A 26,906-nucleotide genomic window follows, 5' to 3' on the forward strand; every position below is an offset into this window, starting at 1 on the left:
GAACAACACCACTGGGGGCGGACAGGCGGTGGGCGTGGCACGCGACCGCTAGCCTTGCGGGTATGCGAATCGCTGTGACTGTTGGGGCTGCTGCGCTTTTGGCGGCCGTGGCGGCCTGCTCACCGGGAGGGGGGCACGAGACGCAGCCGAACTCACAGCCCCGGATGTCGATGCCGGCCGGGGCCCCGCACACCAAGACCACCACATCCACCCCGACGACGACCTCGCCACTGCCCACCACGGCACCGGCCCCCGGCACCCCGATGAACCGGGTGATCAAGTGGGTCGAGGCGGGCACCCCTGCCGATGCGTCCGGCTTCCACACCGCAACCCGCGAAGGCCAGTCCACCAATCTCGGCGAGGATGTCGCCTTCGTCGTGCCCTCGGGCACCGCGCGCTGCGCCACCGACAAGAACGCCGAAGGCCAACTGGCATGCCTGATCAAGGCCGACGGTCTCCCCTCCAAGCCGTCGGACGTCGAGGGTCAGTGGATTCCCGGCTGGGTGGATTTCGCCGGGGAGACGGTGGATATCGGTTCGCTGCACGGAGATCCGGGCCGATTCAACTACGGCGACGGCGCGCAACTGGCCGCGGGCAAGTCGCTGGCCTTCGGTGACTACCGGTGCCGGGCCGATGACACCACGTTGGTGTGCGTCAACTACGCGCACCAGTCCGCGGTGCTGCTGAACTCGTCGGGCGTCGAACCACTGGGCTGCCTCAAGCCGGTCCCCCCGCCGGTGGGCGTCGGGCGCCAACTCAGCTGCCCGCCCGACTAACGCCAGCCGTCGGCGGCCTTCGCGGCCTGTAGGAGCGCGTCACACAACTGCTTCAACTCGTCGGACCCGGCGCCCTCGTCGACTGCGATCGCGACATCCTCGGCCGCACACCTGACCTGATACACCCGGTCGGAGAGTTGGGCCGCCTCGTCGGCGGTGAGCACCACCGAATCCGGCGCCAGTGAGGTGCCCTTCACCATGGCGCGTTGTTCGTACGCCCGCTGCCGGCAGGATTGCCTGCAGTACTGGCGACGGCGGCCCATCTGCGCATCGGCGACCTCGCGGCCGCACCACCGACACGGTTGCGGGCGGTTCTTTCTGTGGTGGTGCGCCATGGGTCCCGACTGTAGACTGCCCGACGCTGCGACCCGCGTATCATCGATGGTCGAGTCGGGAACTACGCAACGCCGTGCTGCGTTGATACATCCGGACAAACGCCGAACAAGGAGTGTTGACGATGGCTGATCGCGTCCTGAGAGGCAGTCGCCTCGGAGCCGTGAGCTACGAGACCGACCGCAACCATGACCTGGCGCCGCGTCAGGTCGCGCGCTACCGCACCGAGAACGGTGAAGAGTTCGACGTTCCGTTCGCCGACGATGCCGAGATTCCCGGCACCTGGCTTTGCCGGAACGGGCTCGAGGGCACCCTGATCGAGGGTGACGTGCCGGAGCCCAAGAAGGTCAAGCCACCGCGTACCCACTGGGACATGCTGCTGGAGCGTCGCTCGGTCGAGGAGCTCGAGGAGCTGCTCAAGGAGCGCCTCGACCTGATCAAGACCAAGCGTCGCGGCAGCTGAACCGAAATAAAAACCGCGGCCATGCCCTGAGGGCATGGCCGCGGTTTTTTTGCGTCACCGGCTAGCTGCGCACCACGCCCCTGGCGCGGTCCAGGCGCCCGCGGATACCCCACTCCGCGACCTTGAACATCGCCTCGCGGATGTTGGAACCGCTCATCTTGGAGACCCCGAGTTCACGTTCGGTGAACGTGATGGGCACCTCGACGACCTTGAACCCGTTGTTGATCGCACGCCAGGTCAGATCGATCTGGAAGCAGTAACCCTTGGAGTCCACCGCGGACAGGTCGATCTTCTCCAGCACCTCGCGCCGGTACGCGCGGTACCCGGCGGTGATGTCGTGGATACCGACGCCCAGCAGGAGCCGGGAGTACGTATTGGCGGTCTTCGACAGCACCAGCCGCCGGACCGGCCAGTTGCGCACCGTGCCGCCGGAGACATAGCGCGAACCGATCGCCAGGTCCGCACCCGCGTCAACGGCATCCAGCAGCCGGTTCAATTCCTCGGGAGCGTGACTGCCGTCGGCGTCCATCTCGACCAGGACCGAGTACCCGCGGCCCAGGCCCCAGGCAAAACCGGCCAGATACGCCGCACCCAGACCCGCTTTGCTGGTCCGGTGCATCACGTGCACGCGATCCGGGTCGGCCAGGGCCAGCTCATCGGCCAGCTGGCCGGTGCCGTCGGGGCTGCCGTCGTCGACCACCAGGATGTGCACCTCGGGGCTGGCGTGGTGCACACGCCCGACGATCAGCGGCAGATTCTCCCGCTCGTTGTAGGTGGGAATGATCACCAGGGTGCGCTGACTCGGGCGTTCACCGTCCCGGCGAGGGCTGGATTCCCCCGGCCGCTGCGCTCCGTCACCAGGGACTGTCATGTGGCTCCTTCATCGTCGCGGGCCTTCGCCGGTGCGACGCCTCAACATTCTTTGCACGAACCCTCCATTGTGCAGTATCGCGGCGAGCAACGCCCCAATTCCAATCGTGACCAGCACCACCTGCAAAGTCGGCCCCCACTCGGTGGCGGGTGTCAGCTCTGATTTCAGCCTGATCTGGCTGTCCAGATAGGCGGGCTGGAAGAAGTCGGTGCGAGCCAGCTCACGTCCGTCCGGGGCGATCACCGCACTGATCCCAGTCGTCCCCGCGACCACGACGTAGCGGTCGTGCTCGACGGCCCGCAGTTTGCCGAACGCCAACTGCTGTGCGCTCATGTTCTCGTCGAACGTCGCGTTGTTGGTGGGCACCGTCAGCACCTGGGCGCCGCTGAGCACCGACTCGCGCGCGGCCCGGTCGAAGATCACCTCCCAGCAGGTGGTCACCCCGATCGGTACGCCGGCGGCGTGCACGACGCCGTTGCCCTCACCCGGCACGAAGTAGCCGGCCCGGTCCGCGTACGACGACAGGTGCCGGAAGAAACTGCGCCACGGCAGGTACTCGCCGAAGGGCTGCACGATCTTCTTGTCGTGCCGCTCACCGGGCCCGTGTTCGGGATCCCAGACGATCACGGTGTTGGTGGCCACCGGGTTGTCCGCGGTATAGCCGTCGGCCTTGGTGACGGCTCCCACCAGGATCGGCGCGCCGATGGCGTCGGCCGCCGCGGTGATCTGTGCCGCGGCGTCGGCATTGGCCAATGGGTCGATGTCGGAGGCGTTCTCGGGCCAGACCACGAACATCGGCTGTGGTGCCCTGCCCGCACGCACGTCGTCGGCCAGGCGCTGCGTCTCTTTCACGTGGTTGTCGAGCACCGCACGGCGCTGGGCGTTGAACTCCAGTCCGAGCCGGGGCACGTTGCCCTGCACGGCGGCAACGGTGACGGTCTGCTCATCGCCCGCGCCGGTTCCGGAATGACGGACCTGCGGCCACAGCAGTGCGGTGGCCAGCAGCACCACCGTGATGCTCAGACCGGGCAGCATGACCGCGGGCGCCGGAAAGCCCGGCTTGTGTCCGTGACGCCACCACTGGGCGATCTCCAGGGCCAGCAGCGTCGCACTGAAGCCGACGAGCGCCACCGCGAACGACACCAGCGGCGCGCCGCCCCAACGTGCGATGGCCAGCAGTGGCCCGTTGGTCTGACCGAATCCGGCTACGCCCCAAGGAAATCCGCCGAACGGGACCGTCGATTTGAGCCACTCCTGGGTGACCCACAGCGCGGCGAACCACAGCGGCCACCCGGGCAATCGCCTGACCACGACCGCCGACAGGCCGAAGAGCCCGCAGAACAGCGCCTCCATGGCGGCCAGGACCAGCCACGGCATCGCGCCGACCAGACCGCTGATCCACGGCAGTAGCGGGATATAGAAGGCGAGGCCGAACAGGAACCCGTAGCCGAAGCCGCCGGAGCGAGTAGTGGAGCGCAGGGTCAGCACCCAGCCGATCAACGCCAGCCCGACAAAGGCCGCCCACCACCAGCCGGTCGGTGGGTAGCTCAGGCACAAGGCGAGTCCGCCGCCGACCGCCGCACTCAACTGTGCCCACCGCACGGCGGCGGCCCGGCCGAACCGCGACGCCCAGGCGGCCACCACGGACCAGCGGTCCGGCGTGCCCGCCGCGGTCAGGCGATACCCACGCTCCTCGGGCTCGTCGTCAGGATCGATGTCGGCCACCGGATCGCCGGTGACGTCCTCGTCCAGTTCGTCGAAGGACTCGTCGTCGAGTGCGTCGAGTTCGGCGAGTTCGTCGTCCTCGATGGCCGGGATCACGTCGGTGATCTCGGTCGGCTTCGGCCGCGGGCGGCCCAAACCGTCAGACCGCGGGCGGCCCAAACCGTCGGACCGCGGGCGGCCCAAACCGTCCGGCCGCGGCCGGGAGCGCTCGGATCGGTCTCTGGGACGGTCACTGCCCATGGATGACGACACCCCGGTGAACGGTCTGACGGCAGCGCGGCAGTTCAGCATCAGGTGCCAGCCGCGGCAGTGCGGGCACCCGTGATCGCGGATCGGTGGACCACCGCTGGACGGCGTTGGCCGGCGCGCTGACCTCCAGGTCGTGGGTGTCCCACACCGCGTAACTGGCAGCGGCTCCGGGAGTCAGTGTGCCGGTGATGCCGTCGCGTACCCCACCGGCCCGCCAGCCCCCGCGGGTGGCCGCAGCGAACGCCGCACGAGCCGAAATGGCGCTGCCTGTGCTGCGGTGTGACACCGCGGCACGCACGGTCTGCCAGGGATTCATGCTGGTAACCGGAGTGTCTGAGCCGAAGGCGAGTGGCACGCCTTCGGATGCTAACAGCGCAAACGGGTTGAGCTGGTGAACTCGGCCAAGCCCGAGACGCTGGGCGTACATGCCGTCTTCGCCGCCCCAGAGGGCATCGAAGTTGGGTTGCATGCTCGCCATCACACCCCAGGCCCCCAATCGGGCGGCCTGCTCGGCGTTGACCATCTCCAGATGCTCCAGACGGTGACCGCAGCGGGCCACGGCCGGGCCGCCCAGCCGCTGCACCACGGCCTCGAATCCCTCGACGACCGCGGCGACGGCGGCATCGCCGATCACGTGGAATCCGGCCGGGATTCCGGCCTCTGTACAGGCCTGTACATGCGTGGTGACGGCGCCGACGTCGAGGTAACGGTTGCCGCAGGTGTCGGGAGCGTCGTGGTAGGGCTCGTGCAGCCACGCGGTGCGCGAGCCGAGTGCACCATCGACGAACAGGTCGCCGGCCAGGCCATGCGCTCCGGTCTCGGCGATCAGGTGACGAGCATGCTCGGCGTCATGGGCCGGTTCGCCCCAGTAACCGACGACTTCGACACCGTGCTCCAGAGCCCGCAGCTCCTGCCAGTCCAGGAGGCCGCCGATCTGCGGCCCAGCGCACTCGTGGACCGCGACGATCCCCATCGCCGCCGCGTGATCGAGCGCCGCAACGCGGGCGTCATGTCGTTGCTGCGGGGTCAGCTGCTCACGCGCGGCCGCCCGGACCAGATGATGCGCCTCGGCGCTCAGCGGGCGCTGCGGATCGAACCCGGCAGCCTCGGCCAGCGCGGGCACCAACCGGCGCAGCGCGGTGGTGGCGGCGGCCGAATGCACGTCCACCCGGGCCAGATAGGCGGGCCGGTCCCCCAGCACACCGTCGAGATCCTCGGTGCTCGGGCCGGTGCGCTCCGGCCAACCCGAATCGTCCCATCCGTGCCCCCACACCGGCCCGTCCGGATTCCGGCGGGCGTATTCGTCCACCAGCCGCAGACAGTGCGGCAGCGAGGTGGCCCCCCGCAGATCCAGGCCGTGCAGATTCAGCCCGGTGGCGGTCAGATGCACATGGCTGTCGACGAATGCCGGGGCGACGAACCCGCCGTCGAGGTCGACGATCTCCGCGTCGGGAAACTGTGACCGGCCGACGTCGTCGGTACCCACCCACGCCACTACCCCGCCGCGCACGGCGAGTGCCGTCGCGTCGGGATAGCTGGGGCTGTGGATGCGCCCGTTGATCAGAAGTGTGGTCAAGCTGTTCGGCTGGCGGTTAGGCCTTGGGAGGCAGGCGGTACGGATCGATGTCATTGACGTCGATTACTTCGCCGTCAATGTAGTCGCCTGTCCCCTGTGGATAACCGGCGGCACCGGTCGCTGCGCCGAAACCGGCGGGCGCGGCGACGATGAGCGGCATCCGCCGGGCGACCAGGCCCGTGAGCACCGGCCGTGCGGCCGCCCGCGTAGGCGGCAGCAGCAACAGCGCACCGACGGCCGAGCTGGCCAGTCCGGGAATCACCACCAGGACCGTGCCCAGCGCCACCAGCACACTGTCGGACACCGCGCCCTGAGGATCGGACAGGCCACCCGACAGGCCCGTGCGCAACCGGCGGATGTGCCGGTTGAGCTGTGAACCCGCCAGCACCAGCCCGACCACGAACGACGCCAGCAGCAACAGCACGGTGTAGCCGAACCCGATGGTCGCCACCAGGGCGACCATCACCGCCATCTCTACCAGGAGATAGATCAGAAACAGCCGCTTTGCCATGTTCTGTACAACGTGGCCGACGCCCGTCAGGTTCCGGTGCGGTCATCATCAGCGCGATCAGCCTCAGTGCGGTCAGTCCGCGGCCCGCAACTCCAGGCCGACGTTGCGGTGCATGCCGCCGCGCAGCTTGCTGAAGAAATTGAAGCCCTTGCCCATCAGCCCATAGCGCTTGCCGATGCCGTCGTAGATCTCACCGTTGCGGGCCTGATCCAGCACCACCGCTTGCGCCTCGACCGGCTCGCTCTTCGGGTTGCCCCGCACGTCGCACACCGCGACAGTCACACGCGGGGTGTTGCGAATCCGCTTGACCTTCCACGAATCGGCCTCGGTGATGACAAGCAGGCGGTCGCCGGAGGGCACCGCCCAGATCGCGGTCGGCTTGGGCCTGCCGTCCTTGGTGAACGTGGTCAGCAGAACGTAGTTGGCCTTGGCGACATCGGCGAAGGTGAGAGCCATAGAGCGAATCTAGCCGGTGCTCAGCCTTCCAGCTCGCCCTCGGTTTCCAGCAGCACCTGGCGCAACCCGTCCAGGGTGGCCTGCTCGGGCTCGGCCCACATTCCGCGGCCCGCTGCCTCCAGCAGGCGTTCGGCCATGCCGTGCAGCGCCCACGGATTGGATTCGGACATGAACTTGCGGTTCTCGTCGTCGAGCACGTATTCGGCCGAGAGCCGTTCGTACATCCAGTCGGCCATCACGTGGGCGGTGGCGTCGTAGCCGAACAGATAGTCGACCGTGGCCGCCATCTCGAAGGCGCCCTTGTAGCCGTGCCGGCGCATGGCGGTGATCCAGCGCGGGTTGACCACGCGGGCCCGGAAGACGCGATTGGTTTCCTCGGACAAGGTGCGGGTGCGGACCGCGTCGGGCCGCGTGTTGTCGCCGATGTAAGCCGCCGGGGCCTGCCCGGTCAGCGCCCGCACCGTGGCGACCATGCCGCCGTGGTACTGGAAGTAGTCGTCGGAATCGGCGATGTCGTGTTCACGGGTGTCGGTGTTCTTGGCCGCCACCGCGATTCGCCGGTAGGCCCGGTTCATGTCATCGGCGGCGGGTGCGCCGTCGAGCCCGCGACCATAGGCGAATCCGCCCCAGGCGGTGTACACCTCGGCCAGGTCGGCGTCATCGCGCCAGTTGCGGCTGTCGATCAGCTGCAACAGGCCGGCCCCGTAGGTTCCCGGCTTGGAACCGAAAATCCTTGTGGTGGATCGCCTTTGATCGCCATGCTCGGACAGGTCGGCCTGGGAGTGGGCGCGCACGTAGTTGTCCTCGGCCGACTCGTCGAGGGCCGCCACCAATGCCACCGCATCGTCGAGCATCGTGACCACGTGCGGGAAGGCGTCGCGGAAGAACCCGGAGATACGCACCGTGACGTCGATGCGCGGCCGGCCGAGTTCGGCCAGGCCGATCGGTTCCAGGTTGACCACGCGGCGTGACGCGTCGTCCCACACCGGCCGCACGCCCAGCAGGGCGAGCACTTCGGCGATGTCGTCGCCGGAAGTGCGCATGGCCGAGGTGCCCCACACCGAGAGGCCGACCGACTGGGGCCAGCGGCCGTAATCGGTGCGGTAACGGTCCAACAGTGAATCCGCCATCGCCACACCGGTTTCCCAGGCCAGCCGGGACGGCACCGCTTTGGGGTCCACCGAGTAGAAGTTGCGGCCGGTGGGCAGCACGTTGACCAGGCCCCGCAACGGCGAGCCGGACGGCCCGGAGGCGATGAAGCCGCCGGCCAGGGCGCGCAGCACCTGGTCGATCTCGCCGTCAGTGCCCGCCAGCCGGGGCACCACCTCGGTCGCGGCGAAGCGCAGGATGCGGGCCACCTCGGGATTGTCGGTGATCTTCTCGACTGCGCCTGCATCCCAACCGGACTCCTGCAGTGCGGCCACCAGCTCGCGGGCGCCGGCCTCGGCGGCGTCGACGGCCGCGCGGTCGTCGCTGCCGTCCTCTGCCAATCCAAGGGCCTGCCGCAACCCGGGCACGGTCTGCTCACCGCCGAACAGCTGCCGGGCGCGCAGGATGGCCAGCACCAGGTCGAGTTCGCCTGCGCCGGTGGGCTTCTGGCCCAGCACGTGCAGGCCGTCGCGGATCTGGACATCCTTGATCTCGCACAGCCACCCGTCGACGTGCAGCAGCATGTCGTCGAAGGACTCCTCGTCGGGACGATCCTCCAGCCCGAGATCGTGATCCATCTTGGCCGCCCGCATCAGCGTCCAGATCTGCTGGCGGATGGCCGGTAGCTTGCCAGGATCGAGGGCCGAGACGTTGGCGTGTTCGTCGAGCAGCTGCTCGAGTTTGGCGATGTCACCGTAGGTTTCGGCGCGCGCCATCGGCGGGATGAGGTGATCGATCAGGGTGGCGTGCGCGCGGCGCTTGGCCTGGGTGCCCTCCCCCGGATCGTTGACCAGGAACGGGTAGATCAGCGGCAGATCTCCAAGGGCGGCGTCGGTGCCGCAGGCCGCGCTCATGCCGAGCGTCTTGCCGGGCAGCCATTCCAGGTTGCCGTGCTTGCCCAGGTGCACGACGGCGTCAGCCTTGAATGAGCCGGGGAACGACGAGTCCAACCAGCGGTAGGCGGCCAGATAGTGGTGACTCGGCGGCAGGTCGGGGTCGTGGTAGATGGCCACGGGGTTCTCACCGAAGCCGCGCGGCGGCTGCACGATCAGCACCACGTTGCCGGCCTGGATGGCCGCGATCACGATCTCACCGTCCGGGTCGCGGCTGCGGTCGATGAACAGTTCGCCCGGCGGCGGGCCCCAGTGTTCGACGACAGCATCGGCGAGTCCGGCGGGCAGCGTCGCGAACCAGGCCCGGTAATCCTCGGCCGGGACCCGAATCGGATTGGCGGCCAACGCCTCGTCGGTCAGCCAGTCCGGGTCCTGCCCACCGCGCTCGATCAGCGAGTGGATCAGGGCGTCCCCGTCGCCGGAGGCGACAATGGTGGCGAGGTCGCCGGATCCGCCGATTCTGGCGAGGTCGCCGGGAGCACCGCCCGCACCGATGTCGTAACCGGCGTCGCGCATCGCGCGCAGCACCGCGACTGCGCTGGCCGGGGTGTCCAAGCCGACGGCGTTGCCGATCCGGGCATGCTTGGTGGGATAGGCCGAAAACACCAGGGCCACCCGTTTTTCAGCCGCAGGGATGGCACGCAACCGCGCGTGGCGCACGGTCAGACCCGCCACCCGCGCGCAACGTTCGGGGTCGGCGACGTAGGAGATGAGCCCTTCGGCGTCGATCTCCTTGAAGGAGAACGGCACCGTGATGATCCGGCCGTCGAACTCGGGAACGGCGACCTGGGTGGCGACATCCAGCGGCGACATGCCGTCGTCGTTATCCGACCACTGTTCCCGTGAACTCGTCAGGCACAGGCCCTGCAGGATCGGAATGTCCAGTGCGGCAAGGTGAGCGACGTTCCAGGAGTCGTCGGTACCGCCCGCACCGACTGCCGCCGGGGTGGCACCGCCGGCCGCGAGCACCGTCGTGATCAACGCATCGGCGGTGCCGAGCAGCGCGAGGAGGTCGGGTTCGGCGGTGCGCAGGGAGGCGCAGAACACCGGCAACGCGCGCCCGCCGGCCTGCTCGATGGCGCCGCACAGCGCCTCAACGTAGCCGGTGTTTCCGGCGAGTTGCTGGGCTCGGTAATAGAGCACGGCCACGGTCGGCCCACCGGCAGCGGGTTCGGTCGAGACGCGTTCGAGGACACCCCAACTCGGAGTGCTCACCGGTGCCGCGAAACCGAATCCGGTCATCAACAGGGTGTCGGACAGGAAGGAGTGCAGGTTCGCCAGGTTTTCCAGACCACCCTGGGCCAGGTAGATGTGGGTTTGCAGGGCGGCGCCCTGCGGGGCGGTCGAATGCCCCATCAGCTCGGCGTCGGGCGACTGCTCGCCGCTCACCACGACGGTCGGCAGGCCACTGGCCACCACGGTGTCGATGCCGTCCTGCCAGGCCCGGTACCCACCGAGGATCCGGATCACCGCGATGTCGGCGCCGTCGAGAAGCTCCTCGAGCTCACCGCTGACCAGCCGCGACGGATTGGCCCAGCGATACCGGCCCCCGCTGGCGCGGGCAGTGATCAGATCGGTGTCCGAGGTCGACAGCAATAGGACGGTGGGAGCCACCGTGTCGTTCGCGGCGGCCGCGACATCAGAAGGGTGAGACACCCCCCATTCGTACCGCACCGGCTACCCGATCGGGGCAGCCGGTGCGGCGCCGATGGACAGGGGTCAGGGCTGGGTCTCGCCGAAGCGGTCGTGCCACGACTGCTTGTACGGCTGGCCGGCCGCGAAAACGAGCACCAGGACAACTGCGGCGAATGCACCGAAGGCAAGCATGGATTGCTCCTCTCGTGTATCTGGCATTGATCCCGATACCGGCGGTCTCGGGTACTTGAGTGACGCTACGGGCCGCCGCGGCGAAAATCGCCTATTTGTAAGGGAGCGAACAGCCTTCCGAATCGGTGACGCAGGTCACTTTCGATGCGGTCCGGCCCATCTCGACCGGTCGATGAAGGGGTTCGTCACCAGTACGAACAGCACGGCCACCGCGAGCGGAACCAGGAGCGGCAGCCAGCGCACGGACACCGGCACCAGCGCCGCGGCCAGGGCGGCCATGCTGAACCCGACCGCGGCAATCATGCTCGGCCCGGTCGTCGTGACCACTCCCGGAATGTCCGCGGCATGCCGGATCACCAGATAGGCGGTCGCCGAGAGCCCCGCCAGTGCCGCGTACGCCGGTGCCGGGTCACTCAGCGTCAGTGCGGCTGCGGCGGCCAGCACCGCGGCGCTGCTCGCGGGCCTGAAGAACAGCCCGGCCAGCACCCCGCACGCGGTCAGGGCCGCGGCCACCAACGCCGGACCATCGGCCGGTACCGCCACCGCCGCGGCCATCAGCAGCCCGAAGACGGTCGAGAAAATGCGCGGCGCCGGTTGTGCGGACATGTCACGACCGCCGGAGGTGGTGTCGGTGCCGGTCGGGAACCAGCCGCATCGCGTCGGCCAGTGCACCGTCGCCCGCCCAGTGCACGACGTCGATGCCGATGGTGCTCATGTCCCGGTACATCGCCGACCGCTGCAGCGCCCACATCCGGCCGGTCAGCGGATCCAGGTCATCCTCGAACGGTGCGCCGTCGAGGACGTCGACCGCGACGACGGTGTGCCTGCGCTTGCACAGTTCGATCAGCGCGAGCGCGAACTCGGTACTCAGCAATGTGGAGAAGGCGACGACGATGGCACCCGGCGGCACCGCCGCCCGTGGGGCCAGCGTGCCGGTGAGTGTCTCGAATCCGTCGCCGGAGCCCAGCACGGCATCGAGCACGCGGTAGAACTGCCGCCTGCCGATATCGACGCCGAGCCAACGCGGCCGCTGCCCGCCCAACGCCACGATCCCCGCGCGATCACCATTCCGCAGCGCGGTCTGCACCACCTGGGCCACGCCGCGCGCGGTGCGTTCGGTGGCCTGGGTGGCCGGCCCGGGCGCCTGATCGTGCGTGTCGATCAGCACCACGACGTCGGCGCCGCGGTCGGTCAGCCGTTCGGTGACATGCAACCGGCCGCGACGGGCACTCACCGGCCAGTTCACGGTGCGCAGGTGATCGCCGGGAACGTAGGGCCGCACGTCGGCATACTCGACGCCGGGACCCGTGTGCCGCGTCAAGTGGGTACCGAGCCGGTCCGGCAACTCGGTGCGGGGTATCGGCGTCGATTGCGGCGCAGCCCGGGGAAACACGTAGATCTCCGCGGCGTCGACGGTGCCGACACCGACCAGGAGGCCGCCCGGAGCAGTCGCCTCGACGGTGGCTCGCACCGGATAACGACCCCAGCGGGGCGCGCTGCCCGACACTGTCCGGCGATCACGCGTGGCCCCTGCGGCCACGGTCAGCTCCATCCCGGCAGTCGGTGCGACCGTCAGCGCAGCAGACGCCCCAGTCACCCCCATCGAGACCTGCGCCGGCTCGGACTCGAAGCACCGCACCACGGCGGGTTGCCCGGATACCTGGATCCCGGCCGTCGGCCGCTGCCAGAACACCGAACACAACACCCCGATCATCGGCGCCGCGAAAACCAGCAACTGCCAACGAGATCCGATGACGGCGACGGCCAACGCGGCCGCCACCACGGTGATCAGCGCCTTGGCCAGTGGCGTAGCCCGCCACGGGAGCTGCACATCGACGGTCGTGGTATCGGACATCGGATCAGCCCGGCTCCTGGCCCGCGCGAGGCACCGGCAGCCGGCGCAGCAGCTCGGCCATCACGTCCGAACCGTGGATGCTGCGCACCCACATCTCCGGCCGCAGGCTGATTCGGTGCGACATGGCAGCGACTGCAAGGGTTTTGACGTCCTCGGGGATCACGTAGTCGCGGCTGAGCAACAGTGACCTGGCGCGGGCCAGCTGGACCAGATCCAACTCGGCGCGCGGGCTGGCGCCGACCGCGACCTGTGGGTGATGCCGGGTGGCGGCGGCCAGCGCGACGACGTAATGCAGCACATCGTCGTGGACGGTGACCTGCTCCACCGCCTCGCGCATCTCGAGAAACTGTGGCCCGTCGATGATCTGGCGCACGACAGGCTCGGCTGAACCGCGGTCCAGGCGACGCCGCAGCATCTGCAGCTCGTCCTGCTCGGTGAGGTACTTGAGTTCCAGTCGCACAGCGAACCGGTCGAGTTGCGCCTCCGGCAACGGATAGGTGCCCTCGTACTCGATCGGATTGTCGGTCGCCAACACGATGAACGGCGCCGGCAATCGGTGGGTGTGGCCGTCGATGCTCACCTGCCCCTCCGCCATCGCCTCCAGCAACGCGGCCTGGGTCTTGGGTGGGGTGCGGTTGATCTCGTCGGCCAGCAGCAGATTGGTGAAGATCGGGCCGGGCCGGAATTCGAAACTGCCCGACTGCATGTCGTACACCGTCGAGCCCAGCAGGTCGGCGGGCAGCAGATCGGGGGTGAACTGCACCCGCGTGAACTTCAACCCGAGCGCCGCAGCGAAGGACCGGGCGATCAACGTCTTGCCCAGCCCCGGCAGGTCCTCGATGAGGACATGTCCCCGAGCCAACAACGTCGTGAGGATGAGAGCGAGGGCGCCCCGCTTGCCGACCACCACCCGCTCGATCTCGTCGAGCACGCTGTGCGCGGTGGTCGCCGCCGACGTCAGCGCGGATACTCCGGTCACAACCGCTCCAATCGTCGCAGGATCTCGTCGAGCACATCCCGCCCCGGCCCGGGCTGCTCGGCAGCCGCACCCGTACCGATGACGTTGTCGGGATCCACCCACTGCCACAGCTCGGATCCGAACAGCATGCGGCCCGTCGTGACGAACGCCGCACGATCGGCAGCCTGCCGGTGTCCGGTGGCTGCGGCGAACTCCCGGGCCAGTCGCGGTCGCAGATGCCGGTCCCACTGCAAGCGGGTGGTTTCCGCCCGCTGGATCAGCGTGTCGGTTTGAGTTCTCCACTGCACCAACAGTTCCGCGGCATCGTTGGCGGCGTGATCGGATTCGTCGGAGGTCATGTCGTCGCGCAACGCCCAGCGCACGGTGAGCATCAGCACCGCCACCGCGGCTCCGGCGCCCCAGGCCACCACGCGGCGGTCGGGCATCAGCACCGCTACGGCCTCGACCAGAACCACCAGCAGCAGCCCGGCAATCACGGTCTTCTTCATGCCAGGCTCCGCAGTTCCGCCAGCACCTCGTGCAGCGCCTGGACGGCGGCGTCGCGGTGGGCCTCGTTCATCACGTGCGGGCTGAACCTGGCCTCGCTGAACAGCTCTACGAGTCCGGTCGCACTGTCGACGGATAACGCGTGGTGCTGCACGGCACGGTCGAGTACCTCCGATGGCGTGTCGGAGGAAAGCGGCACGGCGCCGGGGGCGTGCGCCAGCCCACGCTCCATCGCGATGTAGCAGGCGATGATCGCAGCGCGTGGATCGCGGCTAAGATCCCCGATCTCCACCAGGCCCAGTTCCGCTGCCCGAGCGAGCCTTTCGGGTCCGCGCGGTGCTTGCCGTGCCGTTGTCCGGATTCCGTGCTGCGGCAGCATCGGGGATTGACCGGCCCGACGGGCCTGCCTGACGATGCCGAACGCCACGACCAGCAGCAGGGTCACCGTCGTCGCGGCGAGGTAGCCGAATGCGCTGGGTGCGGACCCGGTGGGGTCCGGGGGCCGGGTGGGGGCCGCATCCGGCGGCGCCGGAGCCGGTGTCGCCGAAGGTCTGGGTACTGGCAACCCCGGTGTCGCGGTCAGCCGGGTGATCAGCATGAGGACGAGCAGCCAGGCCAGCACCGCGGCAACCGCGAGCAGCACCCAGCGCCAGCGCAGACGAACGCGCAGGCCGCGCAATTCCAGCCGGCCGATGCCGTCGGCCGCGCCGGGGTCGGTCGGCGTGCGCGGCGCGGTGATGACCGCGAAGGCGAACACGGCCAGCCCGACCGTCATCAGCGCGACGAAGGCGATGAAACTGGCCGGCGAATCGGACCGGGCCGGAGCCGACGCGCGCGCCCCGCCGGGCAGGTAACCCCGCACGGCGATCGCAGCGAGCACCAGGAGCACGAGCACTGTGGCCACGCGCTGCGTCTTCTTGTCGATACCGGGCATCGCCTGCACAATCGTCGCACGAATTCAGGCCGCGGCCAGGAAGTTCCTACAATGGACGCGGACATGACCCGAACCCGCGATCAAGACGCCTGCCCCGGTGCGCTGACTGTGCACCAGGCCGCCGACGGTGCCCTGGTGCGGATTCGTCTCCCCGGCGGGATGATCACCCCCGCCCAAATGACCGCACTGGCCGAGATCGCTGAGAAATTCGGTTCTCCCGCAATGGAACTCACGTCTCGTGGCAACATCCAGATCCGGGCATTGACCGATACCGGCGGGCCCGCCACCGCGCTGGCCGACGCCGGCCTGCTGCCGTCGCCGACACACGAGCGGGCCCGCAACATCGTGGCCTCGCCCCTGTCCGGGCGCTCGGGCGGCATCATCGACATCCGCCCCCTGATCACCGAACTCGACGACGCCATCCAGGCCGAGCCGGCCCTGGCCGGGCTGCCGGGCAGGTTCTGGTTCAGCCTCGACGACGGCCGCGGCGACGTGTCCGGGATCGATGCCGACGCCGGGGTGCACGCCCGCGACGACGGCACCTGCGCGTTGCTGCTGGCCGGGCGCGACACCGGAGTGCGACTGGACACCGGCGACGCCGTGACCACCCTCATCGAGGTGGCCAGGAGGTTCGTCGGCATCCGTGGAAACTCCTGGCGGATAACCGAACTCGACGACCATTCGGCCCTGCTGGACGGATTGGCCGTCAGCGCCCCGGCGGGCGCGACCTGGCCGCCGACAGTTCAACCGCCCGTCGGCTGGATTCAGCAACGTGACGACCGCGTCGCCCTGGGCGCCGGACTGCCGCTGGGCGTGTTGCAGGCCCGGACCGCCCACTTCCTGGCCGCGATCGAGGCCCCGCTGGTGATCACCCCATGGCGTTCGGTGCTGGTGTGCGACGTCTCGGAAGGCCCAGCGGACGTGGCGTTACGTGTCTTGGCCCCGCTGGGGCTCGTGTTCGACGAGAACTCGCCCTGGCTGCGGGTCAGCGCCTGCACCGGTAGCCCCGGATGCGCCAAGTCGGTTGCAGATGTGCGCGCCGACGCGGCCGAGGCGGTCAACACCCCCGCCGAGGCCCACCGCCATTTCGTGGGCTGCGGGCGGGCCTGCGGAAGCCCGCCCGTCGGCGAGGTCCTGGTCGCCAGCGAGGACGGATACCGGCTGCGTATCACACCCCCGTAGGGTGTTCGCGTGCTCGACTACATCCGCGACGCAGCCGAGATCTACCGGCAGTCCTTCGCGACGATCCGCGCTGAGGCGAACCTGTCGCGCTTCCCCGACGATGTGTCGCGGGTGGTGGTCCGGCTGATCCACACCTGCGGTCAGGTGGATGTCGCCGACCACGTGTCCTATACCGACGATGTCGTGGCCCGGACGCATGCCGCACTCGCCGCGGGCGCCCCGGTGCTCTGCGATTCGTCGATGGTGGCGGCGGGCATCACCCGGTCCCGGCTGCCCGCCGACAACGAGGTCGTCTCGCTGGTGGCCGATCCGCGCGCCCCGGAATTGGCCGCGAAGTTGGGATTCACCCGCTCGGCCGCCGCGGTCGATCTGTGGGCCGACCACCTCGGCGGCGCAGTGGTCGCGATCGGCAACGCGCCTACCGCACTGTTCCGGCTGCTGGAACTGCTCGACGAGGGCGCGCCCGTCCCGGCGGCCGTCCTGGGCGGTCCGGTCGGTTTCGTCGGATCTGCACAGTCGAAGGAAGAACTGGTCGAGCGTCCGCGGGGCATGTCCTACCTGGTGGTGACCGGCCGGCGCGGTGGCAGCGCCATGGCCGCAGCCGCCGTCAATGCGATTGCGAGTGAACGCGAGTGACTACTGATACGACAGAACGTGGAACCCGCGGAACTCTGTATGGCGTCGGGCTGGGCCCGGGCGATCCGGAGCTCGTGACAGTCAAGGCGGCCCGGCTGATCGGTGCCGCGGACGTGGTGGCCTACCACAGCGCACGGCACGGCCGGAGCATCGCCCGAGGTATCGCCGAGCCCTACCTACGGGAAGGCCAGCTCGAGGAACACCTCGTCTATCCCGTCACCACCGAGACCACCGCGCATCCCGGCGGGTACGTCGGCGCAATGGAAGACTTCTATGCCGCCGCCGCCGACCGCATCGCCGCCCATTTGGAGGCCGGCCGTGATGTGGCACTGCTGGCCGAGGGCGATCCGCTGTTCTACAGCTCCTACATGCACATGCACACCCGGCTGACCGAGCGGTTCGACGCCGTCATCGTTCCCGGCGTCACCTCGGTGAGCGCAGCCTCGGCCGCCACCGGCACCCCGCTGGTGCAGGGCGATGACGTGCTGACGATCCTGCCGGGCACTCTGCCCACGGCCGAGCTGGAGCGCCGCCTGGCCGATACCGATGCAGCCGTCGTGCTCAAGCTGGGCCGGTCCTACACCCGGGTGCGTGAAGCCCTCGAGTCGACCGGACGGCTGGATGAGGCGTACTACGTCGAACGGGCCAGCACGGACCGGCAGCGGGTGTCGCCGGCCGGCGAGGTGGGCGGCGACGGCGACGCGGATGCCAAAGTGCCGTACTTCTCGCTGGCCATGGTTCCCGGCCGATCGAGGTCCACCTCACCGCAGGGCAGCGTGGTGGTCGTCGGCCTCGGGCCGGGCGACTCCGACTGGATGACCCCGCAGAGCCGCCGGGAGCTTTCCGCCGCCACGGATTTGATCGGCTACGGCCCGTATCTCGATCGCGTGGGTGCCCGCGCCGGGCAGCATCACCACCCCAGCGACAACACCGACGAGCCCGCCCGCGCCCAGCTGGCCTGCAAGCTGGCCCAGGAAGGCCGGACGGTGGCAGTGGTCTCGTCGGGCGATCCTGGCGTGTTCGCGATGGCGACCGCAGTGCTCGAAGAGGCCAGGCAGTGGCCCGGCGTCGAGGTCCGGGTGATCCCCGCGATGACCGCTGCGCAGGCGGTCGCCAGCCGGGTGGGTGCCCCCCTCGGGCACGACTACGCGGTGATCTCCCTGTCCGACCGGCTCAAGCCGTGGGACGTCATCGCCGAGCGTCTCACCGCCGCGGCCAAGGCCGATCTGGCACTGGCGATCTACAACCCGGCATCGAAGACGCGGACCTGGCAGGTGGGCGCCATGCGCGAGTTGCTGCTGGAATACCGCGACCCGAGCACCCCGGTGGTCGTCGCACGTGCCGTCTCCGGCGCCCAGCCCGGTCCCGGCGAGCGGGTGTCCGTGGTGCGACTGGCCGATCTGGATCCGGCTCAGGTGGACATGCGCACCATGCTGATCATCGGTTCGTCGCAGACGCAGTGGTACACCGGTTCGGCGGCCGACGACAGCACCGAGGACCGGGTGTTCACCCCGCGTCAGTACCCCGGCTGACCTCACAGCTGACTCGCGTCGAGTTTTATTGACTGCTGTCAGAATGACCGATAGTGTCCGGCGTCACACCCGTTGAAAATGGGAGGGCCGGCCAGCATGCCGACGGCACCACAGGGCGCACCCGCGCGGTCACCGGTTGACCGTCGGCAACCGCAACGCAGCGATCAGCGCCGCACCGCGATCCTGGCGGCACTCGACGAACACCTGAGCCAGACCGGGTTCGACGCGCTCAACATCGCCGAGGTGGCGCGGGCGGCCGGGGTCGGCCGCTCGGCCTTCTACTTCTATTTCGAGAACAAGGCCGCCGCGGTCGCGGCACTGCTCGAGCCGATGCACGAAGCCCTCTTGGCAGCCAACACCATCCTGGCCAACACCGCTGAGCCACCGCGTTCCCGGGTCCGCGACACGCTTGAGGCAGTGGCCCGGACCGCCGAGGAACACCGCTATCTGTTCCAGGCGATGTGGGAGGCCCGCGCGGCCAACAGCGCCGTCCGGGACATGTGGAACGAGGCCCGAGAGTCGTTCGTCCCCACCGTCGCCGCCGTGATCGCCGCCGACCGGGCCGCCGGCCGCGCCCCCGACGGCCCAGAGCCCCGGGTGCTGGCCAGCCTGCTGATGGAACTCAACGATCGACTGGTGGAGCGGGTCATCTTCGGCGGGCCGCTGACCCGTCAACAATTACTGGAAGGTGCAGAAGCTATGTGGATGGGCACGATCTACGGCACGATCCGCGAAACCGGAGAAGCTCGATGACGGCCGCGGTGTCGATCCCGAGCAAGCCGGCCGAGGTCACCGCCGGATGGCTGTCGCACATCTTGGGCGCCGAGGTCGATTCGGTGCAGACCGCACCGATCGGGACGGGCCAGACCGGCGCCACCTACCGGGTGTCGGTCACCTACCGCGACGACTCCGGCCTGCCCGGCACCTTCGCGGTGAAGCTGCCGTCTCAGGACGAGACCGTGCGTGACCGCGTCACCATCGGCTACCGCTCCGAGCACGCCTTCTACACCAACGTGGCCGACCACGTGCAGATCCCGGTCCCGCGCTGTCACCATTGCGAGATCGCCGGTGAGGGAGCCGATTTCGTCCTGCTCCTGGCAGATATGGCGCCGGCCGAGCAGGGTGATCAGATCGCCGGATGCACACCGGCCGAGGCCAGGCTGGCCGTGTCGGCACTCGCCGATCTGCACGGGCCGACCTGGGCCGACCCGCAGTGGGCCAACTTCCCCGGTATCGCCATGCCCAAGCCGGAACCCGACTCGGCCAAGGGATTCGGGGATGTCGCCAAGATGGCGGCCGACATCACGCTGGACAAGATCGGCGGCCGCCTCAGCGCCGAGGATCAGGACACCATGCGCGCGGCGATGTCGGTGGTCACCCCGTGGCTGCTGGCCGAACCGGACCGGTTCGCCATCCTGCACGGTGATTACCGTCTGGACAACATGCTGTTCGACCCCGATCGCACCCGGATGACCGTGGTGGATTGGCAGACCCTCGGCTCAGGCCTTCCGGCCCGCGACCTGTCGTATTTCACCGCGACCAGCCTGGACCCCGCTGTCCGGGCCGCCGCCGAGGCCGACCTTGTCGACGCCTACCACGACCGGCTGCTGACGCACGGCGTCACCGGTTACGACCGCGAAACATGTTGGCAGGATTATCGTTTGGGCATGCTGCAGGCACCGCTGATCACCGTGCTCGGCACCGCTTTCGCCAACTCCACCGAGCGCGGCGACGACATGATGGTGGTGATGGCCCAACGCGGCTGTCAGGCCATCCGCGAGCTCGGCACGCTCGATCTGATCAAGGCCTGACGGGCGGTCCCGTGACCCGGGTGCCAGGGGTGACCCGGGCGATCCCCCGGACGATCCGAGGCATCCGCCTTGCCATCACCGCCATGGCGTAATCCGACCGGCGCATCGTGGGCCTGGGACCAGGCGTCGGCACCGATGCCAGTTCCCCCTCGGGCGTTCCAGCCCGCGCACCGTGGCGATCGACCGCCAAGAGTCGCCAAGTGCCCGGCACCCCACGCAGCTCGACGTCGCCGCGGTCCTCGAACCCGGTTCCCGAGCCCACGACCAGATCGCGGACGGTGCTGGACACCAGGATCTCCCCCGCGCCGGCCAGCCCGAGGATGCGCGCAGCGATATGGACCGCGATTCCCCCGATGTCACGGTCCAGCAGCTCGCATTCGCCGGTGTGGATGCCGGCGCGGATCTCGATGCCCATGGACTCGGTCTGGTCCCGTAGGGCCTCCGCACAGCGAATGGCCTGCGTCGGGCCGTCGAATGTGGCGAGGTGTCCGTCTCCGGTGCTCTTCACCACAATGCCGCCGAAACGACCGGTCAGGTCGGCGGTGATCTCTCCCATCCGATGCAGCACCGCCCGCCACCGCTCGTCCCCGGTCGCCGCGGCGTGCTGGGTGGAGGCGACCATGTCGGTGAACAGCACCGTGCGCAGCGCCCGGTGCGACTGCGACGGCGCGGCATGGCTGCCGGTGAGGAATTCTTCGATCTCGGTGGTGATCTCGTCGGGATGGGCGATCCAGGGTGCATGGTCGGTACCGTCGACCTCGAGCATCTGCGCACCCGGGATGCAGTTGGCGAGATACCGCCCGCCCTGGATCGGAACGAGATCGCCGGCGGCATGGATGACGAGGGTCGGCGCCGTGATCGTCGGCAGGATCGACCGGACGTCGATCCGGAACAACGCCTCCAGCGTGGCCCGGGCCATTCCCGGACTGGCGCTCATGCGCTCGAACATGCCGAGTTGGCGCACCGACCCGGCGGCCGGGAAGAGGCGCTTGAGTGCGGCACCGGTGCCCCACACCGAGCCACTGGCCCGGCCGAACTCCTGGAACTGGGCGAGCTGCTGGGTCGACGGTGTGTATCGCTGGCCGATCTCGGCCAGAATCCGCGCGTGCAGCTCGGCCGGGTCACGGTCGAAGTCAGCCCACTCGTTAAGGCCGAAGTACGCGAACGTGCCGCTCAGGATCAATGCCCTCGTACGTTCGGGCCGGGTCGCCGCGAACAACATCGCAGCGGGTCCGCCCTCGCTCAACCCGAACAGAACGGCACGTCCGAAGCCCGCGGCATCCATCACGGCCTCGATCTCGGCCGCCCGCTCATCGAGCGTGCGCACCTGTGGCACGGGGTCCGACAGACCCACACCGGCCTTGTCGAACAGCAGGACGCGGCAGAACGTCGAGAGCCGCTCCATGAACGCCTCGAACTCTGGCATGGTCCAGAACACTTCGAGGTGGCTGACGAACGAACCGGCGTAGACAAGCTCGACGGGTCCGTCGCCGAATACCTGGTAGGCGAGACTCAGACCGCCGCACGGTGCGTATGACGTCTCCGCCACGCTGTGGAGCCTACTGCTGCCGGGCGCCTCAGCCTGCGGTTTTGGCCTTAACCCAGGCCGCAGCCTCCTCGACCGTGGCAACCGTCCGCACTCCTGGCGGCAGCGGCGGACGGTCGACCATCACCACCGGCACACCCGCCGTCTCGGCGGCACGCAGCTTCGGCTCGGTCATCGCGCCACCACTGTTCTTGGTCACCAGCGCGTCGATGCGGTGCTCGCGCAGCAGGGCCAACTCCCCGTCGTAGTCATACGGGCCGCGTGACAACAGCAGTTCGTGATCGGTAGGCAGGGTGTCTGGATCCGGCGCGGTGACCGCGCGGATCAGGAACCAGGCGTCGACACCCTTGAACGCCCAGGTGCCGGATCGGCCGGTGGTCAAAAAGACCCGCGAATAGCCGTTGTCCGTCACGGTTTCGGCGGCCTCGGTGTCCGATCCCACCACGATCGCGGCGCCCGGCGCCCAGGCCGGCCGAGCCAGCACCAGGTGTGGCACCCCGAGCTCGGCGCACACCTGCGCCGCGTGGGCGGTGATGGTCGCGGCGAAGGGGTGGGTGGCATCAACAACCGAGTCAACGACGGCATCCTGCAGCCACTGGCGCATACCGTCCACCCCGCCGAACCCGCCGATGCGTACCGGGCCGACCGGAAGGGCGGGGTCCGGTACCCGCCCGGCCAGTGAGCTGATCACCTCGACCTCGGGATGCAGAGCGGCGGCCAGGGCGCGCGCCTCACCGGTGCCGCCGAGCAGCAGGACCTTCATCAGTGGGTGGCTCCGCGACGCCGATCCGACGAGTACAGGTAGCTGTCGGAAAACCCCTCGGCGGCAAGGACATCGCCGACGACGATCACCGCGGTCTTGGTTACCGCGGCGGCATGCATCTTCTCGGCGATGTCGGTGAGCGTGCCGCGCAACACGATCTCCTGCGGCCAGCTGGCGAATGCGACGACGGCGCAGGGGGTTTCGGGCCGGTAACCACCGTCGACGAGCTGCGGGACGATGTGGTCGATCTGGGCGGCGGCCAGGTGCAGCACCAACGTCGCTCCCGGGGCCGACAGGGTGCGGAGGTCCTCACCCTCGGGCATCGCCGTGGACAGGGTGGCCACCCGGCTCAAGGTGACGGTCTGGGCGACGCCGGGGACGGTGAGCTCGCGGCCCAGAGCGGCGGCCACTGCGGCGAATGCCGGTACGCCCGGCACGATCTCGTACCCGACCTCCAGCTCATCGAGTCTGCGGCACTGTTCGGCCAGCGCGCTGTAGATCGACGGATCGCCGGAATGCAGCCGTGCCACGTCCACACCCGCCCGATCCGCGGCGACCAACTCATCGATGATCTGGTCCAGGTTCAGCGGTCCGGTGTCGACCACCTTGGCCTCTGGCGGACACAACGCCAGCAGGTCTTCGGGCATGATCGACCCGGCATACAGGCACACCGGGCAGCTGCCGAGCAGTTTGGCGCCGCGCACGGTGATGAGGTCCGCGGCACCCGGGCCGGCACCGATGAAGTACACCGTCATCGCTTGACCACCGTCCATTGGGTCACCGGCAGCGAGGGGCGCCAGCCGGTGAAACCGCCGATCGCACCGCCCTGGTAGTGCTGATAACGCCGCACCTCGCCGCCTTCCTCCGAATACCATTGCGCCACAACTGCTTCTGATTCCAGCGTGACCGCGTTGACCACCAGCCTCCCACCCGCGGGCAGGCGATCGAAACAGGCCTGCAGCAATCCGGGTTGGGTGACGCCGCCGCCGACGAAGATCACCGCCGGATCGGGCGCGCCGTCGAGAGCCTCGGGGGCGCCGCCGCGCACGTCCACCGAAACCCCGAAGGCCGCGACGTTGCTCAAGATCCGCTCACGGCGCTGCTCGTCGCGTTCGAATGCCACCGCCGCGCAACCCGGTGCGCTGCGTGACCATTCGATCGCGACGCTGCCCGAACCCGAGCCGACATCCCACAGCAGTTCCCCGGGCCGCGGCCCCAGGGCCGCCAGGGTGACCGCCCGGATGGACTGCTTGGTGAGCTGCCCGTCGTGGGCGAACACGTCGTCGGGCAGCGCCTGGGCCCGGCGCTCGTCGGGTCGGTAGGCCACTGCCAGCACGTTGAGGTCGTCGATTCCGGCCGGCGGTGCCGTCGCCCACTCCTGGGCGCTGCCGTCGTGACGGCGCTCCCCCGGACCGCCCAATTGCTCCAGGACGGTCAATTCCGAATCACCCCGGCCGGATTCGCTCAACAAACGCGCCAGCGTGGCCGGGGTCTGCGCGTCGCGGGACAATACGATCGCCCGCCCGCCGCGGCGCACCGCGGTGTGCGGTGCGGCGGTGACGAGACTGATCACCTCGGTGTCGGGCACCGTCCACCCCATCCGGGCGCAGGCCAGCGTCACGCTCGACACGTGCGGCAGCACCCGGACCCGCTGCGTGCCGAACAACCGGATCAGCGTCGCGCCGATGCCGTGCAGCAGCGGATCGCCGCTCGCCACCACGTGCACATCGCCCGCCTCATCGAACAGAGCCGGCAGGGCCGGCAGCATCGGTGACGGCCATTCCCGACGGTCCGACGTCACGCTGTCGTCGAGCAGTTCGAGTTGCCTCGGTGAGCCGTACACCACGGTGGCGCACGCCAACTCGTCACGCGAGGTGCGCGACAAACCGGCCATTCCGTCGGCCCCGATGCCGACCACGGTGATCATCGCGCTCGTCACCAGCGGTGCCTCTTTCTCTTCGCGCAAGCGCTCATCGGGGCAACCTGCGCCAGATCGGCCGCGGCACAAACCGCGCCGCGTTGATCATCGGCCGGATCACCCACGGCACCCACACCGCACGTTTACCTCGGCTCAGCGCCTTGGCCGTGGCGTCGGCCACCTGCGCCGGCGTGCTGGAGAACGGCGCCGGCTCCATGCCCTCGGTCATGCGGCCGATCACAAAACCGGGCCTGACGATCAGCAGCTGCACGTCGGTTCCGTGCAGGGCATCGGTCAGGCCGGAGGCGAACGAGTCGAGCCCGGCTTTGGCCGAACCGTAGACGTAGTTGGCGCGCCGGGCCCGTGCTCCGGCGATCGAGGAGAACACCACCAGCCGGCCCCGGCCGGCGGCGCGCATGCGCTGCGCCAGCACGGTCAGCAGGCTGACCTGGGCCACGTAGTCGGTGTGCACGACGGCCACAGCGTGAGCCGGGTCGGCCTCGGCGCGGTCCTGATCCCCCAGCACCCCAAAGGCCAGCACCGCCGTGTCGATCGGTCCGTGGCCCGCTTCGATCGCCTCGACCAGACGGGCATGCCCAGCGACGTCGTCGGCGTCGAACTCCAGGGTGTGCACCGCAGCGGCACCGGCCGCCCGCACTGCGGCGACCTGCTCGTCGAGTTGATCGGCACGGCGTGCGACCAGCACCACGACCGCGCCGGCGGCGAGCCGTGCCGCGAGTTCGACACCGATCTCGCTGCGGCCGCCGAAAATCACCACGACACGGGGATCCGTGCCAGCCGTGTCATCCATGGCAGCGATTATGTCCTGCGCTAGCGTGGACCCCGATGGCTACACCTCGTGGCAAGGCAACCACCAAGCTCACCAGCGAGGCGCTCGCGTTTCTCACCGAACGTCACCTGGCGATGCTCACCACGTTGCGCTCGGACAATTCCCCGCACGTCGTGGCGGTCGGTTTCACCTTCGATCCGAAGACGCACATCGCGCGGGTCATCACCAACGGCGGCTCGCAGAAAGCGGTGAACGCGCACGAGCGTGGTATCGCGGTGCTCAGCCAGGTCGACGGCGCCCGCTGGTTGTCGTTGGAGGGCAAGTCCACGGTGAGCAGCGAGGCCGACGCGGTCCGCGACGCCGAGCTGCGGTACGCCCAGCGCTACCGCACCCCGCGGGTGAACCCCCGTCGCGTGGTGATCGAGGTACGGATCGAGCGCGTGCTGGGCTCGTCCGAGCTGCTGGACCGCAGTCAGGGCTAGGCCCGGTCTAGCTCACCGGGACCACCACAAGGTCGTGCGGTTGGTTGTTGACCGACTCTGCGCCGTCCTCGGTGACCACGACGATGTCCTCGATCCGGGCACCCCACTGCCCCGGGAAGTACACCCCGGGCTCCACGCTGAACGCCATCCCGGCTTCCAACGGCAGGTCGTTTCCGGCCACGATGTAAGGCTCCTCGTGCACCGACAGCCCGATGCCGTGTCCCGTGCGGTGTACGAACGCCTCGGCCAGCCCCTCGGCGGCCAGCACGTCGCGGGCGGCCGCGTCGACCTGTTCGGCGGTCACCCCGGGACGCACCACCGCGACGGCCGCGGCCTGAGCCCGCTGCAGTACCGCGTAGCGGCGCGCCACCTCCGGATCCGGCTCACCGATGGAGTAGGTGCGGGTGGAGTCGGAGTTGTAGCCGGGGTCGTACGGGCCGCCGATGTCGACGACGACGATGTCACCGGCGCTCAGCTCACGCTCCGAGCATTCGTGGTGCGGGTCGGCGCCGTTGGGGCCGGATCCGACGATGATGAACGCCGCCTCTGAATGTCCTTCGGCGACAATCGCTTCGGCAATGTCGGCGGCCACGTCGGCCTCGGTGCGGCCGGGCACCAGGAACTCCGGAACCCGCGCGTGCACCCGGTCGATGGCCGCACCGGCCTTGCGCAACGCGTCGATCTCGGCGGGATCCTTGATCATCCGTAGCCGCCGCAACACGTCGGTGGCCAACACCGGGACCACGCCGAGCAGGTCGGCCAGCGGCAGCAGGTGCAGGGCGGGCATGGAGTCGGTGACCGCCACGGCGACGGCGGGCCGTCCAGATTGCCCAGCGCCCGGCCCACCGATCGCGTCGGCGACCATCTGGTACGGGTTCTGACCGTCAACCCAATCACGCACCGTCACACCGAGTTCGGTGACCGCCGACTCGCGCAACGCGGCCAGCTCCAGGCGTGGCACCATGATGGTCGGGTCCCCCGTGGCCGGCAGCACCAGCGCCGTCAGCCGCTCGAAGGTCTGTGCCCGTGAGCCGACCAGGTACCGCAGGTCATAGCCGGGGGTGATGACCAGGCCGGCCAGACCGGCGTCTGCTGCAGCTGAGGCGGCCGCCGAAAGGCGCTGGGCGTAGACATCGGTGCTGAATCGGCTGACCGTCATGGCA

General features: G+C 69.2%; 24 protein-coding genes and 1 pseudogene. 8 read left to right on the forward strand and 17 right to left on the reverse strand.

All coding sequences use genetic code 11. The annotated features are described in order from the left end of the window. Positions 1-62 precede the first annotated feature (62 nt). Complete coding sequence (locus AB0I14_RS16080) at positions 63-776, forward strand: hypothetical protein (protein WP_358023097.1); 714 nt, start codon at positions 63-65, stop codon at positions 774-776. On the opposite strand, the gene AB0I14_RS16085 is transcribed toward AB0I14_RS16080, so the two are convergent. After that, the gene (locus AB0I14_RS16085) at positions 773-1,111 is read right to left on the reverse strand and encodes a hypothetical protein (RefSeq protein WP_358023100.1); all 339 of its coding nucleotides are present in this window, start codon (positions 1,109-1,111) and stop codon (positions 773-775) included. The genes AB0I14_RS16080 and AB0I14_RS16085 overlap by 4 nt on opposite strands. A 122-nt stretch (positions 1,112-1,233) precedes the next feature. Here AB0I14_RS16085 and rbpA point away from each other — a divergent pair, with 122 nt between their 5' ends. Then, entirely contained in the window at positions 1,234-1,572 is a 339-nt protein-coding gene (rbpA, locus tag AB0I14_RS16090; protein ID WP_003880369.1) for an RNA polymerase-binding protein RbpA, read from the forward strand. Between the two features lie 82 nt (positions 1,573-1,654). Here the strand turns inward: rbpA and lnt are convergent. From lnt to AB0I14_RS16140, 10 genes and pseudogenes are all read right to left on the reverse strand, one after another. Beyond that, positions 1,655-4,084, reverse strand: a pseudogene (gene lnt, locus AB0I14_RS16095) (apolipoprotein N-acyltransferase); the annotation flags it as partial. A 313-nt stretch (positions 4,085-4,397) separates the two neighbouring features. Further along, positions 4,398-5,993, reverse strand: a complete 1,596-nt coding sequence (locus AB0I14_RS16100; protein WP_358023104.1) for an amidohydrolase — start codon at positions 5,991-5,993, stop codon at positions 4,398-4,400. A 16-nt stretch (positions 5,994-6,009) separates the two neighbouring features. Continuing rightward, positions 6,010-6,504 (reverse strand): FxsA family protein, encoded by a 495-nt coding sequence (locus AB0I14_RS16105; RefSeq protein WP_358023106.1) that lies wholly within the window; start codon positions 6,502-6,504, stop codon positions 6,010-6,012. 72 nt (positions 6,505-6,576) lie between these two features. Then, positions 6,577-6,960: a PPOX class F420-dependent oxidoreductase gene (locus tag AB0I14_RS16110; protein WP_358023109.1), complete on the reverse strand. Its 384-nt coding sequence runs from the start codon at positions 6,958-6,960 to the stop codon at positions 6,577-6,579. 20 nt (positions 6,961-6,980) lie between these two features. Then, positions 6,981-10,616 (reverse strand): cobaltochelatase subunit CobN, encoded by a 3,636-nt coding sequence (cobN, locus tag AB0I14_RS16115; protein WP_358024326.1) that lies wholly within the window; start codon positions 10,614-10,616, stop codon positions 6,981-6,983. A gap of 348 nt (positions 10,617-10,964) precedes the next feature. Beyond that, positions 10,965-11,435 (reverse strand): hypothetical protein, encoded by a 471-nt coding sequence (locus AB0I14_RS16120; RefSeq protein WP_358023112.1) that lies wholly within the window; start codon positions 11,433-11,435, stop codon positions 10,965-10,967. A gap of 1 nt (position 11,436) precedes the next feature. Further along, positions 11,437-12,684, reverse strand: a complete 1,248-nt coding sequence (locus AB0I14_RS16125) for a DUF58 domain-containing protein (protein ID WP_358023115.1) — start codon at positions 12,682-12,684, stop codon at positions 11,437-11,439. Between the two features lie 4 nt (positions 12,685-12,688). Beyond that, positions 12,689-13,645 (reverse strand): MoxR family ATPase, encoded by a 957-nt coding sequence (locus AB0I14_RS16130; RefSeq protein WP_358024329.1) that lies wholly within the window; start codon positions 13,643-13,645, stop codon positions 12,689-12,691. A 14-nt stretch (positions 13,646-13,659) separates the two neighbouring features. Then, positions 13,660-14,151, reverse strand: a complete 492-nt coding sequence (locus tag AB0I14_RS16135) for a hypothetical protein (RefSeq protein ID WP_358023117.1) — start codon at positions 14,149-14,151, stop codon at positions 13,660-13,662. Beyond that, positions 14,148-15,083, reverse strand: a complete 936-nt coding sequence (locus AB0I14_RS16140; protein ID WP_358023120.1) for a DUF4129 domain-containing protein — start codon at positions 15,081-15,083, stop codon at positions 14,148-14,150. The genes AB0I14_RS16135 and AB0I14_RS16140 overlap by 4 nt, the downstream gene beginning before the upstream one ends. A gap of 63 nt (positions 15,084-15,146) precedes the next feature. Between AB0I14_RS16140 and cobG the strand changes: the two genes are divergently transcribed. The 5 genes from cobG (at position 15,147) to AB0I14_RS16165 (ending at position 20,244) form a co-directional block, all read left to right on the forward strand. Next, positions 15,147-16,265 (forward strand): precorrin-3B synthase, encoded by a 1,119-nt coding sequence (gene cobG / locus AB0I14_RS16145; RefSeq protein WP_358023123.1) that lies wholly within the window; start codon positions 15,147-15,149, stop codon positions 16,263-16,265. 9 nt (positions 16,266-16,274) lie between these two features. After that, entirely contained in the window at positions 16,275-16,901 is a 627-nt protein-coding gene (locus tag AB0I14_RS16150; protein WP_358023126.1) for a precorrin-8X methylmutase, read from the forward strand. Then, complete coding sequence (locus AB0I14_RS16155) at positions 16,898-18,433, forward strand: precorrin-2 C(20)-methyltransferase (RefSeq protein WP_358023129.1); 1,536 nt, start codon at positions 16,898-16,900, stop codon at positions 18,431-18,433. Before AB0I14_RS16150 ends, AB0I14_RS16155 begins: the two co-directional genes overlap by 4 nt. 96 nt (positions 18,434-18,529) lie before the next feature. Further along, the gene (locus AB0I14_RS16160; RefSeq protein WP_358023132.1) at positions 18,530-19,186 is read left to right on the forward strand and encodes a TetR/AcrR family transcriptional regulator; all 657 of its coding nucleotides are present in this window, start codon (positions 18,530-18,532) and stop codon (positions 19,184-19,186) included. Then, positions 19,183-20,244 carry an aminoglycoside phosphotransferase family protein gene (locus AB0I14_RS16165; RefSeq protein WP_358023135.1) on the forward strand — a complete coding sequence of 354 codons (1,062 nt, stop codon included), beginning with the start codon at positions 19,183-19,185 and terminating at the stop codon, positions 20,242-20,244. The genes AB0I14_RS16160 and AB0I14_RS16165 overlap by 4 nt, the downstream gene beginning before the upstream one ends. On the opposite strand, the gene AB0I14_RS16170 is transcribed toward AB0I14_RS16165, so the two are convergent. From AB0I14_RS16170 to AB0I14_RS16190, 5 genes are read right to left on the reverse strand one after another with little or no spacing between them, the layout of a single operon-like run. After that, positions 20,234-21,793, reverse strand: coding sequence for an adenylate/guanylate cyclase domain-containing protein (locus tag AB0I14_RS16170; protein ID WP_358023137.1), 1,560 nt, complete (start codon positions 21,791-21,793; stop codon positions 20,234-20,236). The two genes, AB0I14_RS16165 and AB0I14_RS16170, sit on opposite strands and share 11 nt — an antisense overlap. Before the next feature lie 28 nt (positions 21,794-21,821). Continuing rightward, positions 21,822-22,553 carry a cobalt-precorrin-6A reductase gene (locus AB0I14_RS16175; RefSeq protein WP_358023140.1) on the reverse strand — a complete coding sequence of 244 codons (732 nt, stop codon included), beginning with the start codon at positions 22,551-22,553 and terminating at the stop codon, positions 21,822-21,824. Beyond that, the gene (cobM, locus tag AB0I14_RS16180; protein WP_358024331.1) at positions 22,553-23,308 is read right to left on the reverse strand and encodes a precorrin-4 C(11)-methyltransferase; all 756 of its coding nucleotides are present in this window, start codon (positions 23,306-23,308) and stop codon (positions 22,553-22,555) included. Before cobM ends, AB0I14_RS16175 begins: the two co-directional genes overlap by 1 nt. Continuing rightward, entirely contained in the window at positions 23,305-24,480 is a 1,176-nt protein-coding gene (cbiE, locus tag AB0I14_RS16185) for a precorrin-6y C5,15-methyltransferase (decarboxylating) subunit CbiE (RefSeq protein ID WP_358024334.1), read from the reverse strand. The genes cobM and cbiE overlap by 4 nt, the downstream gene beginning before the upstream one ends. Positions 24,481-24,523: 43 nt before the next feature. Further along, complete coding sequence (locus tag AB0I14_RS16190) at positions 24,524-25,282, reverse strand: SDR family NAD(P)-dependent oxidoreductase (protein ID WP_358023143.1); 759 nt, start codon at positions 25,280-25,282, stop codon at positions 24,524-24,526. A 35-nt stretch (positions 25,283-25,317) separates the two neighbouring features. On the opposite strand from AB0I14_RS16190, the gene AB0I14_RS16195 reads away from it, so the two are divergent. Further along, positions 25,318-25,743: a F420-dependent biliverdin reductase gene (locus AB0I14_RS16195; RefSeq protein ID WP_358023146.1), complete on the forward strand. Its 426-nt coding sequence runs from the start codon at positions 25,318-25,320 to the stop codon at positions 25,741-25,743. 7 nt (positions 25,744-25,750) lie between these two features. Here AB0I14_RS16195 and AB0I14_RS16200 read toward each other — a convergent pair whose 3' ends face one another. Beyond that, positions 25,751-26,902: a Xaa-Pro peptidase family protein gene (locus AB0I14_RS16200; protein ID WP_358023149.1), complete on the reverse strand. Its 1,152-nt coding sequence runs from the start codon at positions 26,900-26,902 to the stop codon at positions 25,751-25,753. Positions 26,903-26,906 lie beyond the last annotated feature (4 nt).

The sequence above is a fragment of the Mycobacterium sp. NPDC050441 genome, assembly GCF_040655355.1.
Classification (GTDB): domain Bacteria; phylum Actinomycetota; class Actinomycetes; order Mycobacteriales; family Mycobacteriaceae; genus Mycobacterium.

What these genes read in the sequence shown, in the direction of transcription:
- AB0I14_RS16080 (WP_358023097.1), top strand. Translation starts at nt 63, where the DNA reads ATGCGAATCGCTGTGACTGTTGGGGCTGCTGCGCTTTTGGCGGCCGTG.
- AB0I14_RS16085 (WP_358023100.1), bottom strand. Translation starts at nt 1,111, where the DNA reads ATGGCGCACCACCACAGAAAGAACCGCCCGCAACCGTGTCGGTGGTGC.
- rbpA (WP_003880369.1), top strand. Translation starts at nt 1,234, where the DNA reads ATGGCTGATCGCGTCCTGAGAGGCAGTCGCCTCGGAGCCGTGAGCTAC.
- AB0I14_RS16105 (WP_358023106.1), bottom strand. Translation starts at nt 6,504, where the DNA reads ATGGCAAAGCGGCTGTTTCTGATCTATCTCCTGGTAGAGATGGCGGTG.
- AB0I14_RS16110 (WP_358023109.1), bottom strand. Translation starts at nt 6,960, where the DNA reads ATGGCTCTCACCTTCGCCGATGTCGCCAAGGCCAACTACGTTCTGCTG.
- AB0I14_RS16120 (WP_358023112.1), bottom strand. Translation starts at nt 11,435, where the DNA reads ATGTCCGCACAACCGGCGCCGCGCATTTTCTCGACCGTCTTCGGGCTG.
- AB0I14_RS16125 (WP_358023115.1), bottom strand. Translation starts at nt 12,684, where the DNA reads ATGTCCGATACCACGACCGTCGATGTGCAGCTCCCGTGGCGGGCTACG.
- AB0I14_RS16135 (WP_358023117.1), bottom strand. Translation starts at nt 14,151, where the DNA reads ATGAAGAAGACCGTGATTGCCGGGCTGCTGCTGGTGGTTCTGGTCGAG.
- AB0I14_RS16140 (WP_358023120.1), bottom strand. Translation starts at nt 15,083, where the DNA reads ATGCCCGGTATCGACAAGAAGACGCAGCGCGTGGCCACAGTGCTCGTG.
- cobG (WP_358023123.1), top strand. Translation starts at nt 15,147, where the DNA reads ATGACCCGAACCCGCGATCAAGACGCCTGCCCCGGTGCGCTGACTGTG.
- AB0I14_RS16160 (WP_358023132.1), top strand. Translation starts at nt 18,530, where the DNA reads ATGCCGACGGCACCACAGGGCGCACCCGCGCGGTCACCGGTTGACCGT.
- AB0I14_RS16165 (WP_358023135.1), top strand. Translation starts at nt 19,183, where the DNA reads ATGACGGCCGCGGTGTCGATCCCGAGCAAGCCGGCCGAGGTCACCGCC.
- AB0I14_RS16175 (WP_358023140.1), bottom strand. Translation starts at nt 22,553, where the DNA reads ATGAAGGTCCTGCTGCTCGGCGGCACCGGTGAGGCGCGCGCCCTGGCC.
- cobM (WP_358024331.1), bottom strand. Translation starts at nt 23,308, where the DNA reads ATGACGGTGTACTTCATCGGTGCCGGCCCGGGTGCCGCGGACCTCATC.
- cbiE (WP_358024334.1), bottom strand. Translation starts at nt 24,480, where the DNA reads ATGATCACCGTGGTCGGCATCGGGGCCGACGGAATGGCCGGTTTGTCG.
- AB0I14_RS16190 (WP_358023143.1), bottom strand. Translation starts at nt 25,282, where the DNA reads ATGGATGACACGGCTGGCACGGATCCCCGTGTCGTGGTGATTTTCGGC.
- AB0I14_RS16195 (WP_358023146.1), top strand. Translation starts at nt 25,318, where the DNA reads ATGGCTACACCTCGTGGCAAGGCAACCACCAAGCTCACCAGCGAGGCG.
- AB0I14_RS16200 (WP_358023149.1), bottom strand. Translation starts at nt 26,902, where the DNA reads ATGACGGTCAGCCGATTCAGCACCGATGTCTACGCCCAGCGCCTTTCG.